At 40.7% G+C, this 13,771-nt stretch carries 8 protein-coding genes and 1 riboswitch; all 8 genes read left to right on the top strand.

Features of this window, described 5'->3' with window-relative positions; translation table 11 throughout:
• The first annotated feature begins 20 nt into the window (after window positions 1-20).
• Window positions 21-106: riboswitch (cyclic di-GMP riboswitch) on the top strand.
• Window positions 107-202: 96 nt separating this feature from the next.
• The 8 genes from EJF36_RS18250 (at window position 203) to EJF36_RS18220 (ending at window position 13,712) form a co-directional block, all read left to right on the top strand.
• Window positions 203-811, top strand: coding sequence for a MerR family transcriptional regulator (locus EJF36_RS18250; RefSeq protein ID WP_125907662.1), 609 nt, complete (start codon window positions 203-205; stop codon window positions 809-811).
• A gap of 232 nt (window positions 812-1,043) precedes the next feature.
• Window positions 1,044-3,215, top strand: a complete 2,172-nt coding sequence (locus EJF36_RS18245; RefSeq protein ID WP_125907661.1) for an S-layer homology domain-containing protein — start codon at window positions 1,044-1,046, stop codon at window positions 3,213-3,215.
• Window positions 3,215-5,401, top strand: a complete 2,187-nt coding sequence (locus EJF36_RS18240; protein ID WP_125907660.1) for an S-layer homology domain-containing protein — start codon at window positions 3,215-3,217, stop codon at window positions 5,399-5,401. Before EJF36_RS18245 ends, EJF36_RS18240 begins: the two co-directional genes overlap by 1 nt.
• A 55-nt stretch (window positions 5,402-5,456) precedes the next feature.
• Window positions 5,457-5,612, top strand: coding sequence for a hypothetical protein (locus tag EJF36_RS21640; RefSeq protein ID WP_185806959.1), 156 nt, complete (start codon window positions 5,457-5,459; stop codon window positions 5,610-5,612).
• A 997-nt stretch (window positions 5,613-6,609) separates the two neighbouring features.
• Window positions 6,610-7,476 (top strand): TetR/AcrR family transcriptional regulator, encoded by an 867-nt coding sequence (locus tag EJF36_RS18235; protein ID WP_125907659.1) that lies wholly within the window; start codon window positions 6,610-6,612, stop codon window positions 7,474-7,476.
• Between the two features lie 17 nt (window positions 7,477-7,493).
• On the top strand, window positions 7,494-8,882 hold the full coding sequence (locus EJF36_RS18230) for an efflux RND transporter periplasmic adaptor subunit (protein ID WP_125907658.1): 1,389 nt from the start codon (window positions 7,494-7,496) through the stop codon (window positions 8,880-8,882).
• Window position 8,883: 1 nt separating this feature from the next.
• A complete protein-coding gene (locus EJF36_RS18225; protein ID WP_125907657.1) occupies window positions 8,884-11,994 on the top strand; it encodes an efflux RND transporter permease subunit in 3,111 nt (1,036 codons plus the stop codon).
• 434 nt (window positions 11,995-12,428) lie between these two features.
• A complete protein-coding gene (locus EJF36_RS18220) occupies window positions 12,429-13,712 on the top strand; it encodes a TolC family protein (protein ID WP_185806958.1) in 1,284 nt (427 codons plus the stop codon).
• Window positions 13,713-13,771 lie beyond the last annotated feature (59 nt).

Raw genomic sequence — 13,771 nt, 5'->3', positions numbered from 1 at the left:
TTGTTTTTCATAAAAATGATAATTGAAAAAGGCAAACCTGTTGAAAGATAGGGACGCAAAGCCACGAATCTAAAGCCACACAGGCCATGATAGTCGGGTTGCCAAGTAACATTTAAGCTTATTTAGCATGTTTAAATTTATTTGGTTATCCATTTAAGATGGATAGCCTTTTTAGTTTTACATTGTAAGGAGAGATTTTTTAATGACAGTTCAAATTAAAAAACAGCATAGCAAGTGGACCGAAAAAGAAATTGATTACATAAAAGAACATGTAGGAAAAATTAAAATTAGTACGATGGCCAAAAACCTTAATCGTAGTGAAGATGCCGTTATACTGAAGTTAAAACGACTCGGGCTTGGAAATATGCGCGAACAGTCAGGGGATATTACACTTGGTGAATTGGCACGTATTCTAAAGGTGGATCGGAATACAGTTGTGAATTGGCAACAGCGTCACGGACTCCCAACAACAGCGCGAGTGGTACGTCTGAAAAGAAAATATCATTACGTGAGTGTATCCGAATTTTGGCAGTGGGCAGAAAAAAATAAAGACAAGATTGACTTTAGTATAATTGAACCGTATGCTCTCTTACCTCAACCAGCTTGGTTTGAAGAGTTGCGAATCAGTAGCGAGAAGGTCGAGAAAAACTATCAGCCGTGGACAATGCAAGAACATAAAAAATTAGCACTTCTTCTAGATAAAAACTATAGTTATCATACGATTGCGCATGAATTAGGTCGCACGCCTTTAAGTGTCGAACGAAAAGTACACAGATTAAGAAGCACTCAAATTGGTGTGGCAAGTAGATAAATGAATAGCGTATAACCTTATCTTCAATTCATAGACTGTTCTGGTGCATGCTTCTGGGACAGTCTTTTTCGTAGTTCCGAGATTAGAAGGCATACTTGTACAACCTTTTTCTATAGCCCCACTTGGTCCTCCACTACTTCAAACTGAAAACTTACAAATTTTACAGCTAAAATTCCAGTTCGCTTACAGTTACAATGGGTAAGATGACTATTTTAATAGGGGGATACGACCCGTGAGGAATTTCCAATTTCAGTTGATAAGCGTTGTGTTGGCTGTGCTCGTTGCACTTGCACCGCACACGACATTAGCAAGTACATCATTCACAGATGTGAACTTATATAACGATGAAATAACATTCTTAACTGAGCGAGGCATTATTACAGGGTATGATGACCGTACCTTCAGGCCGACGCAGAACATTAAACGGATGCAGGCAGTGCAGGTGATTATTCGTCATTTAACACAAGAGGGGATTACGCCGTCAACTAATGCGCCGACTCCGCAATTCTCTGACCTTAAGCCAGGTGATTACGGCTATGATGAGGTGAAGCTCGCGGTGCAACTAGGGATCATTGATGGCACGCGCTCTAAGTTTAACGCGTGGCAGCCACTAACCCGTGATCAGATGGCGAAGATTCTTGTGGAAGCGTACGATTTAACGGGTGAGTCACAGTTACTTTTCAACGATGTTTCAACAAGTCATTGGGCGCAACCATATATCGCGACGTTAGCAGGGAACAACATTACAACCGGTTATGATGACAACACGTTCCGTCCGCGCACGAACATGTCGCGTCAGCATTTCGCTGTGTTTATGGCGCGTATGCTGGATGACCGTTTTAAGCAAGACGCGTCAACACCGGCTGACCTCACAAACATCACAACTTTAGAAAAAAACGTCGTGATGGTGCATGCGCTTAATTATGCGGGACAGCCTATCGCGCAGGCAAGTGGCTTTTTTATCGGAAACGGAATCGTAATGACAACAGCGTCTGTGTTTGAAACAGGTAATACCTTTGTAATTACAGACTCTGACGGCGTGCAGCATGAACTACTAGGTTATGTTGACAAGGACACGAACCTGGATGTGGCCGTTGTGAAGACGGCCAAGCCAATCCCAAGACCAGGTTTCCCACTCGTTGCTTTTTCGAATCTTGAAAAAGGCGACCGTGTCATTGCGATTGGTAGTCCACAAGGCATAATGAATACTGTCTCCGACGGAATTATTAGTGGTTTACACGATAACGATGAGGACTATGTGGATATTATTCAAATATCGATTCCTTTATCGGCGGAGCATGCAGGTGCTCCTATCTTAAATGAGGCCGGCCAGCTCGTAGGAATCGCATTGTACGGTGAAGATGACGGTAGCTTACACTTTGCACTACCAACAGACTATGTACACGATATGATAGCGAACACCACTAACATGCCGTATGAAAACACAGGCTTTAGTTATTTTTCACGTGATACAAATGTCAAATATACAACTGTGGCTCCGGATATGAACTTGCCGTTTATGGTAAAAGACGTTGTTCAGCAGCCAAACAGTTCGATTTTATATGCATTAAGTGAGCACAGCGATATAGTCTACAAAATTGATTATGATAAACAGACGATTGAAACGCACAACTTAGCAGGTGACGTTATTCCAGTTGCGCTTGAAGTCCACAACGGGGAAGTCTTTATTTTATATAAAAAAATAACAAATAACGCTGCAGCGGAGATTGTAGTTTTAAATGCGAACACACTGGAGCAAACAAGACAATTTCCGTTACTGGATTTAAACGATGAGGCTATCGAAAATCCGTTTGACCTCGTGGTTCACGATGATTACGTGTATGTAAGCACAGGGGAACGAATGGAGTATTTATTTGCTTACAACCATCAATTAGAGACTCGCGTTTCACAGCACTTTCTTGCTGAGGAATATAGCACTCTAGCAATCTCGGAAGATGGTACGAAAGTATTCGCGACCGACTATAGTAAGCATTATGACGACGCAGTTGAAGTGTATGAAGTCGACAAAGGACAAATTAAAGGCCTATCTAATTTTTATCGCGGTGAGTTTGGAAAAAAAGCTTCGTTACATGGCAAGTATGTGTATGGTACAAACGGTGTGGTCTTTGATGCGGCAACTCGTACGAAGCAAACGCAATTCCATATTCCATACTATGATGATATCGCATTTGGGATGGACCGGATTTATGTAGGGACATATGGAATACTGGAAACGTTTGACGCCTCAACGCACAAGCTTTTAAACAGAGTTAATGTGCCAGGCCAATTGAAGCGGGTTTTCTCTAGCAATGGTACGGCTGTTGTTATAAGTGAAGTGCTTGAAAACGGCTCAAATCGTCCAAAGCATGCTATTTATAAAATTAACGGAGAGGAGTCGAACTGATGAAAAAATTAAGATGGACAGTAATCGGCGTGCTCTTATTGCTAGTGGCCCCTAATCTAACGGGCGCTGCCGTGCAACCGACTACTTTTACAGACGTACAACAATACAAAAATGAAATTCAATTTTTAGCGGATCAAAAAATTGTGACAGGCTATGAAGATGGATCATTTCAACCTGCGAAACCAGTTACGCGTCTTCAAGCAGTGCAAATGATTTTGCGTGCGAAACAGGTGAAGTTGAACAACGCAACGGTGGATCCCCAATTAAAAGACATGCGTGAAGGAGACTATGGCTACGCAGAAGTTGCAAAAGCGGTGGAGTTAGGCATTGTCTCTGGGCGTGATGACGGCTCGTTTGCACCGTATGACACGTTGACTCGTGCGCAAATGGCTAAAATTATAGTAAATGCTTATAGTTTAGATACAGCGTCACAATTTTCTTTTTCCGATGTGACGAACAACCACTGGGCGCATGATTTTGTCAGTGTTTTAGCAGGAAGTGGAGTTACAACAGGGTACGATGACGGACGTTACAAACCGAATGAAACGTTATCACGTCAACACTTTTCTGTGTTTTTAGCGCGCAAATTGAACAACGAATTCGTGCCAGCCACTTCAAAAGCGACACTTGTGAAAAAAGTAGCAGCCTTTGAAAATAGCGTCGGTATGGTGATGGCGTACGATCAAGATGGAGACGTTGTGTCCCAAGGTAGCGGCTTTGTCGTAGTAGATGGGTTTCTTTTAACGAATTACCATGTTATCGAAGGTGGCACGACGTTCTCATTTGTCGATGCAAACTGGAATGAACACGAAATTGACGGTGTAGTAAAGACAGATAAGCAAGCCGACCTTGCTATTTTAAAATTAAAAGAAACAGGGCTGTTTCCAGCGTTAGCGGTTGGACCGCTAAGCTCAGTTGAAAAAGGCGAGCGTATCGTGACGGTGGGAAGCCCGCAAGGCTTACTTAACACCGTGTCAGATGGCTTAGTAAGTGGGCTGCACACGATGGAGGACGGTGTGGAGGTACTGCAAATTTCAGCGCCAATCACACACGGGAACTCAGGTGGACCTGTATTTGACACGAATGGCTACGCAATAGGCATTACGACTTTTGGCTACGATACAGGGAACTTGAATTTTGCGATTTCGTTAGACGAAGCAAAAACATGGATTACAGACCTTAAAGCGAAATCTCACGCGGCGGTGCCTGTTATCTCATTCCGCGGAACACCAGTGCAACAGCTTGCGCCAGGTGTAGCATTAGATTTAAATATTGCGTTGCCTGATCAAGTGCGAAAAGTGGTACAGCATCCTACTAAACCCGTTATGTATATGATTAATGATGTAGATTACAAGGTGACAGAAGTAAATTATCAAACGGGTGATACGCGTAGCATCACGTTGTCGTATCAGCCTCAAGATATGTTCTTTGAGGGTGGTAACTTGTACGTCGCGTTATTAAAGCAACCACTTAATAATTATCGTGACCTTGAGGATCAAAAAGGTGCAATCGCTGTTATTAACACGAACACATTTGTAAAAGAAAAGCAGTTTGATATTATCCTAGACCCTGGCTCTATAGTGGTAGATTCGCATAACGTTTATATATCACCAGGCTCAGGGCAGCACATTGAACTTCATGCTTTTTCAAAAACAACAGGGGTACTAGCATTTAAAGCAGGCTACTATAATAGCGTGGATCAAATAGCGATGCATCCGTTTCAAAATAAGATGTATAGCATTGATGATTATAACAACAGCATTGATGTTGTCTTCTTACATGATGGGCAATTTGCTGGCAGTATGAACTTACACCACATGTATCACAAGTACGAGCTTACGGACAAGTCTGTCTTTTCTCCTGATGGACGTTACTTGTTTAACGGCTCAGGTGACATTTTATATACAACAAATTATAAAGATACGAACTTAACACTTGCGGCATCGATGGAAACAGGATTCACGTCCATTGCGTTTGACATGGAAAATAAATTGTTTTATACCTCCGACGGATTTTATGTGGATGTGTATGATTACGAAACGTTTACGATTTTAGATAGCTTTGAAATGGAAAAGGGTATGCTTGTAACGGACTTAGTATTTCGCGATGGATTCGTCTACGCAGTTGCAGAAGTAGAATCTGGCAAGCTAGTCGAAACTCGTTTATATAAAATTGCAATACAATAAGTATAGGTTCCTCTTACTTTGGCTAAACTATTAAAGTAAGAAGGGAGAGGACCCTATGGGAATTGAAATCGGAGCGATCATCCTACTTGTCGTGTTCTTTGCAACCATTTGGGTCTTACTAGACAAAGAGGAATATACGCTAGAAAAAGAAAAAGAGTTCGAGAACGACACAGACGTGATTATGTGGTTTAAAAAGAAAAAGAAGCGCTAATACTGTGTCGCATGGTTTGAGGCTGTGCCAGATAGCTAGCTTGCAAACTAGCTATCTGCGCAGTCTTTCTGTTTACCATGAATTATTTCAGGTTATTTGATTTTTTGTAGCTCCGTTCAGGAAAATAGTGGGGTTATCAAGAAATTTGGTGCGTATATCAATAAAAATAGAAGGTTATTCAAGAGTTTCTAGTGGTAAATCAAGAAACTCTGGATTAATCAAGAATTCCGGTGCGTTTATCAAGAAATTTAGAAGGTTATTCAAGAATTTCTAGTGGTAAATCAAGAAACTCTGGATTAATCAAGAATTCTGGTGTGTTTATCAAGAAATTTAGAAGGTTATTCAAGAATTTCTAGTGGTAAATCAAGAAACTCTGGATTAATCAAGAATTCTGGTGTGTTTATCAAGAAATTTAGAAGGTTATTCAAGAATTTCTAGTGGTAAATCAAGAAACTCTGGATTAATCAAGAATTCCGGTGCGTTTATCAAGAAATTTAGAAGGTTATTCAAGAATTTCTAGTGGGAAATCAAGAAAAAGTGGGTTATTCAAGAATCTCTGGTTGTTTATAAAGAAACAGCAGATTATCCAAGAATATTCCAGTATTCACCAAGAAGCAGTGGAATTATCAAAAATTCCGTTGATTTATCAAGGAAACGAGCGTATACCTAGACCATCATAGACAAAACCAAACTCTCTGCCACACATACTTTTTTGTTGCCACATCCTCCTTTTTCCCTTACAATAGGCTATGTGTTGACCGGATGGTCATAATATTACAAACACGTCCGACTGACCGGTCAGTCATTGACTGTGAATAAATCAACCAGTCTGAAGCTTACTGTAGTCCGTGGTCAGTGATCGGCGATCAATATTTGTGATCAGTTATTAATTCAGTTTTATTTTTTGGGGTTAGTCATTGACTCTCAATCAGTATTTACAAATTCTTAACAAACCAAATACCATTTTCAATCGTATAAAAAGGAGGGTCAGAGTAGCTTGAATGATCGAAAGAAGTTAATTATAGAAGAAGCGATGAAGCTGTTTGCAACAAAAGGCTTTCATGCCACCTCTATTCAAGAGGTTGCTACTAACAGTAATGTTTCAAAGGGAACTGTATACACGTATTTTACATCAAAGGATGAGCTGCTTCTTGAAGTGTTTCGCTATTACTACGATACGATAAAACAAAAAGTGGAAACCGTTGATGTTGAGAAACAGCTACTACCTAAAGAGAGATTTATTCAACAAATTACAGTGTTTTTCACCATGTTTGAGCGAAATAAGGAATTCATTTTAGTACACATACGTGAAGGTGTACCAATCTATGAAGCTATTGAAGAGTTTATTATGAATATTAAACGTGAGACACAGCAATGGTATGCTGAATCGTTAACAGCCATTTATGGTGATCGCATTCATCCATACGTGATTGATATAGCTGTTCTATTTGATGGGATGCTAGAGAGTTACTTAAAGGTATTAATGTTTGGTCAGATGTCGCTTGATTATCCGATAACGGCACGTTTTTTAGTAAATCGTCTGGATGATATCGTTGAGGGCTTACTAAAAAGAGAGGAAGAACCTGTGTTAAAAGGTATACCGATTATGCTTCCATCTTTATGTTCGTCACAAACGTCATTAGATAGGCTTCAAGCAGCGTTACAGGAGTTACAACAATTAATCGATGACTTACCGGTCAGTCAGCAAGACCGAGATGATCTTTGTGACACGGTTCAAATTTTAAAAGAAGAAGCATACAAGCAAGAGCCGAAGCGAGTGATTATAAATGGCATGCTTGCGAACCTCGAACGAATTCATGAGCTTCGTCCATACGTAAAAAAAATACAATTATATATTAATTAAAGGGGAGACACTTGAACATGAAGCAAAAACAATTGGCAGGGTTAAGTCTTGCAATTTTATTAGCATTAGCAGGCTGCGGGCAAGCAGCTACTACATCATCTGATGTTGAAGAAAAAGTAACGCCAGTAAAAGTAGAGCAAGTAACGAAAGGTTCTCTTACAGTAGATAACGAGATTGTAGGGCAAGCCCAAGCGAATATGACTCTATCAGTCTTTCCGAAGATTGCAGGCGAACTTGTTGAATTAAATGTGAGTAAAGGTGATTTTGTAGAAAAAGGTGCCGTTCTTGCAAAAGTGAATACGCGTGACCTTGAGATAGGACTTAATTCGGAGCAAACGGTTGTTTCACAAGCGCAAGGCCAAGTAAAGCAGGCGCAAATTCAAAAGAATCAAGCAGAAGATGCTATAAAAAATGCAGAAATCCAACTGCAAACAGCAGAATTAAGCTATAAGCAAGCGACGGAAGGAAGTTCAACGGGTGTAGCTAATTCTGATATTGCTGTGCAGCAGGCAGAGCAAAATTACAATAATGCGAAAACAAATTATGACCGTACAAAAGCCTTATTTGAAGATGGCATTGTATCTAAGCAACAGTTTGAGCAAGCTGAGTCAGCGCTTAAGCAGGCTGAGTTAGGATTAGAGCAAGCAAAGCTTCAGTCAACAAATGCTCAATCTCCAACAAACTTAGAGTTAGCGGCACAACAGGTTGAGCAAGCAAAGATGGCATTAGCTAATGCAAAGCGTCAAGTGGAGTTAGCAAATGTAGGTGTGCAACAAGCACAAGTTTCATTAAAACAAGCTCAATTACGCTCAACGCAAGCTCAGGCGCGTTTAGATGACGCGACTTTAGTAGCACCAGAGGCAGGCTATATTATGTCGATAACATCTGAACCAGGAGAAATTGTGTCATCAGCACAGCCACTATTTACAATCGTGAATGTAGATCCGATGAAGGTTTCAGCTAATATTAGTGCGAATCAGCTTGCGATGTTCAATGTGGATGAGACAGTAACAGTTGCTGTTCCACTGACAGGATCAGAAGCAAAAGCGACAATTTCGTTTGTATCGCCAGCAGCAGACCAAGCTGGATTATATACAGTAGAAGCAACTATTACAAATCCACCAACAGAGTTAAAGCCAGGCATGCCAGTTAATTTTGTCATTGAGGAAAGCTTAGTAAACGATGCTGTGCTTGTACCAACAGGAGCGATCATCGTAAAAGGTGGCCAGTCATACGTATTTGTTGTTGATGGTGAGACGGCAGTGCAAACACCTGTTGAAGTCATTCAGTCACAAACCGAAACAACAGCTGTTCGAGTTGATCTTGCAGCAGGAACACAGGTTGTTGTGAAAGGACAAAACACACTTGTAGATGGCAACAAGGTGAGAATTATGGAGGAGGAATAAATTGAAACTCGTAGACGTTTCCGTTAAACGCCCTGTTGGCGTATTCATGATTGTTCTTGCTATTCTTGCGCTCGGCTGGATCAGCTTACGCAATTTAGCAATTGATTTATATCCGAAAATAGATATACCTATTGCGGTTGTTGCAACTAACTACCAAGGAGCAGCCCCGCAAGAGATTGAAAAATTAATTAGTAAACCGCTAGAGGATTCGATGAGCTCTGTGCAAGGGATTGATACGATTCAATCGCAATCACAAGCAAATTCATCATTAGTCATTTTACAGTTTCAAAGTGGTGTCGATTTAGATTCAGCCTTGCTAGAGGTCCGGGAAAAAGTGGATCAAGTGAAGGGGTTCTTACCAGAAGACGCAAATGAACCATCTGTCCTTCGCTTTGATCCACAGCAAATTCCTGTTATGTGGATTGGGTTATCGGGTGATAAGCCTGAAAACTTGCAAAACATAGCTGAGAACCAGATCATTCCTTTTATGGAGCGCCAAGAAGGAGTCGGGTCTGTTTCAATTAGTGGAGGAAAAACACGTGAAATTTTAGTGGAATTGGATCGTGCCAAGCTACGTCAATATGGCGTTGTACCTGGTCAAGTGACGCAAGCGTTGTTTAGTGCAAACTCCTCAGCGTCCGCCGGGTCTGTTCCGAAAGGAGATCAAAGCCTTCAAATTCGTATTGAAGGAGAATTCCAAACGGTCGATGATATAAAAAATACACTAATTAGCTTGCCAACAGGGCAGCAAATTCGTATAAGTGATATCGCAGATGTAAAGGATACATTTAAAAAAGTTCAATCGAAAGCAGAAGTTAACTATGAGGAAGCTTTAGTTTTATCTGTTTTAAAACAATCTGATGGAAATACTGTAAAAGTTGCCGATGAAATGTATAAGGCGATTGATAGGTTGAATGAAGATTTACCTGAAGGTGTGGAGCTTTCGATTGTAATTGATACATCAACATTCATCCGTCAGTCAATCACCTCTGTTGTCAACAACATGATTGTTGGGGGCTTACTAGCTGGTTTTATCCTGTTACTGTTTTTACGAAGCATCCGTGCAACGATTGTTATTGGGTTGTCGATTCCAATTGCAATTATCTCCACGTTCTCGCTTATGTATTTTACAGGCCAAACGTTAAACATTCTTTCTATGGGTGGATTAGCGCTTGGAATCGGGATGATGGTTGATAGCTCGATCGTTATTTTAGAAAATATATTTAGTTATCGCCAGCAAGGCTACTCGATTAAAGAAGCTGCGGTAAAAGGTGGGTCTGAGCTTGCATCAGCCGTTATTGCATCTACTACGACGAGCTTAGTTGTATTTTTACCAATCGTGTTTGTGCAAGGTTTAGCGTCAGATTTATTTACAGCGTTAGCCTTAACAGTATCATTCTCGCTATTAGCATCGTTAGTTGTATCATTAACATTAATTCCGATGCTATCTTCAAAGCTTTTAACACGAGAAAAAGATTTTCATAAGGAAAAACCAAGCCCATTTGAACGTGCTTTCGGAAAGTTTGTGGCGTTCTACAAAGGGGTTTTACGTTGGGTATTAAACCATCGTAAAACAACGATTGCTGTATCACTTGGGACACTAATAGGATCGTTTGCACTAGCACCAATGCTAGGAGCAACTTTCATTCCAGCGTCAGACCAAGGTCAAATTGAGATTTCTGTAAAAGCGCCAAGCGGCACGCGCTTAGAGGAAACAGAAAAAGTCACGGATCAAGTAACGAAATTGTTAGATCCTTACAACGATGTGGTTGCAACTAGCTATTTATCGTTTGGTGGAAATGACTTTGATCCAACCGCATCAGGCGTGAACTTAGCGACGTATACGATTCAGCTTGTGAAGCCAGGCGAACGTGAGATTAAAACAATCGACGTCGTGCAAGAGCTCGGTGAAGCGGTAAAAGATATCGCAGGTGCCGAAATCAAAGTGTCAGAGCTTGGAGCGGGTTTAGGGACAGGAGCGCCAATACAAATTGCAGTAAATGGCTCTGATCAAGAAGTATTAGAAGAAATTGCTCAGCAAATTGTCTGGGTCATGGAAGATGTACCTGGAGTGTTAAACCCAGAGACGTCTGCTGCTGAAGGGCTACCGGAAATTCAAATTGAAGTGAAGCGTGATGTGGCAGCGCAGTACGGTTTAACGTACCAAGCTGTGATGAATGAAGTATCTCTTTCGTTCAATGGTCAAACAGCTACACGCTATCGTGAAGACGGAAATGAATACGATGTGCGCGTTATTTTACCAGAGGATGAAAGAAACGATATTAATAGCTTACAAACGTTAAAGATTCAAACGCCGACGGGGCAAGTTATTCCGTTATCAGCAGTCGCTGAATTAAAACAAATTCAAGGACCTGTTGTTATTCAACGACAAAATCAACAGCGTCAAATTAACGTAACAAGTGACATCGTGGACCGCGACTTAGGTAGTGTGACACGTGACATTCAAGCTGAGCTTGCAAAAATTAACTTACCAGATGGATACTCATATAGCATGGGTGGGCAAAGTGAAGATATGATGGAATCCTTCGCAGATTTAGGTCTTGCGTTAATATTCTCTATCTTCCTTGTGTATGTTGTAATGGCAGTTCAGTTCGAATCACTGCTATACCCATTTGTTATAATGTTCTCGATGCCAATGACTCTTGTAGGGATTATCGGTGGGTTATTTATCACAGGTCATCCATTAAGTATCCCAGCTGTTATTGGGGTTATCATGCTATCCGGTATCGTTGTTAACAATGCGATCGTGCTAGTTGACTATATTAATATTTTACGAAGACGCGGAATGGATCGAGCAGAAGCGATTCTCGAAGCGGGTCCAACTCGTATGAGACCAATCTTCATGACGACATTAACAACGGTACTTGGTATGGTGCCATTAGCACTTGGATTAGGGGAAGGTGCTGAAGCACAAGCACCACTTGCAGTCGTAATCATCTTTGGACTGAGCATTTCAACTATGTTTACGTTGTTACTAGTACCAGTTATGTACACGTATTTAGATGATTTATCGAACTGGTTCGGACGCTTGTTCAGCGGCAAACTTTTTAAGCGTGGTGGCAAGGTAAAAGAAGAAGAGGTTTCAGCTTAATATAGTGAGTAAGTAGTTTTAGTCGATGTTTAGTAGGGCGTAGTTGCCGAAAATACGCATAAACTCGTGGATTTGGCGCATAAACGGTTAAAATTGACGCATAAACAGCTAGATTTAGCGCATAAACCACGAAAGCTGGCGCATAAACCTCGAAAACTGGCGCTTAAACCATGAAAATTAACGCATAAATCTTAGAGGGGTATGCACGACTAATGCAGTTCGTGCGTATACACCACTCTTTGCATCCTAATTCAGAAAAAAGTGACACGCAAACAGCGGAAGTGTGCACCAAAAATCAACACTACACGTACACTGCAATTTTCGTAAAAATTTACACGCAAGACTACCAACCATGATTTTGATAAAAAAACATTCGGCTAGTGGGGCGCTCGTCAAGTCCCACTAGTCTACATACTATGAAAGAGGTGACGATTTTGAAAAGAACAGCACTAGTGTTAGCGGGAGCGATTTTACTTGTTCCAACAGGAGCGATTATTGCCGATTCAATCAAGCAGTACACAGTTCCAAAAGCAGCCGAAGAAATTGTGGCAAAAGACCTTTCCCTACAAATAACAGCATCGAAGCCGGAAATTCATGATGATTCTGCGCCATATCAAGGTGAGTTCTCAGACGAACTTGAGGTAATTGGTGATAAAAGCAATGAATATAGTGATTTCTCGAAAAAGCTCCAAGTCGAGCTATCCGCATATCAAACGTTATATAACTATTGGTTAGCTGATGCAGCTTTTAAAATTGAAAAGGAAAATGTTGCACAAGCCGAAAAAGAGTTAGAGATTATGAAGAAGAAGGTCGCGCAAGGTGTAGAATCTAAAATGCAGCTTATGAGTGTGGAAACAAGCTTAAATAATGCGCTTGTTCGTCTCGCGGATGCTGAGCAGCAGGCAAACGCGGCTAAATATATGTTAAACCAAGATTTAGGTAATGAACTAACAGAAAACATTTTACTAGATACTAAGATTGATGACAGCACGTTCACTTATGTACCTGAAAAAGAGTATAAGGTGGAAAATTACTTACCAAACTTACTTGAAAATCATGCATCATTAGGAATTATCCAAACGTCGATCAAGCAGTATGAAGAGATTGTTAAGGATTCACAATCATTGTCAGTGCTTGGTGAGGATAACTTTGAAAGTCAGATTGAAGGCACTGAGGCACAAATAAATATGACACTTGCTAAAATAGCTGGTCTTGAACAGCTTAAAAATACGGTTGGCTTAAGCCCTTATGAACAGTCGGTCTTAGATGAACTATACCTTGACGTAAGAATGAAAGATGCCCAATTAAAAGGTATTTTAGAAGCACTTGATGATGCTGAAGACGATCGCGATCGTGCAGAGCGCGATTGGAAGAAGTATTATGAGGAAGAGCTAGCTGAGGCGAACATTCAACTTCAGCAAGCGCAACAAGGCTTACAATTTTTAGCATACAATTATGAAGATCGCTTTGAGGCGATGAAGAAGAAAATTGGCTTGCAATATGATAACCTTGCCCGTATGAAGCAGCTATATACAAATAATCAAAAGATGTATGAGCTAGGCATGATTACACAATCTGAACTAGAAAGCTTCCGCTTAAACTTAGTAGGTGTTCGCTTACAGCTTAACATGGCTAAAAAAGATTACTTCCTACTTACAAAAGAGTTTGAGTTATTCAAACAAGGATATATGCCTGGTGCCGGCGGTGGCGGGTTTTAATCAGCAACCATAACAAAAGGAGTGAGTCGCACAGGACTCACTCCTTTTTGTCTATCTTA

The sequence above is a fragment of the Bacillus sp. HMF5848 genome, from assembly GCF_003944835.1.
GTDB lineage: Bacteria > Bacillota > Bacilli > Bacillales > HMF5848 > HMF5848.
Note: the sequence above shows the minus strand (reverse complement) of the source record. Positions and strands in the feature narration are given on the sequence as shown.

What these genes read in the sequence shown, in the direction of transcription:
- EJF36_RS18230 (WP_125907658.1), top strand. Translation starts at nt 7,494, where the DNA reads ATGAAGCAAAAACAATTGGCAGGGTTAAGTCTTGCAATTTTATTAGCA.
- EJF36_RS21640 (WP_185806959.1), top strand. Translation starts at nt 5,457, where the DNA reads ATGGGAATTGAAATCGGAGCGATCATCCTACTTGTCGTGTTCTTTGCA.
- EJF36_RS18250 (WP_125907662.1), top strand. Translation starts at nt 203, where the DNA reads ATGACAGTTCAAATTAAAAAACAGCATAGCAAGTGGACCGAAAAAGAA.
- EJF36_RS18240 (WP_125907660.1), top strand. Translation starts at nt 3,215, where the DNA reads ATGAAAAAATTAAGATGGACAGTAATCGGCGTGCTCTTATTGCTAGTG.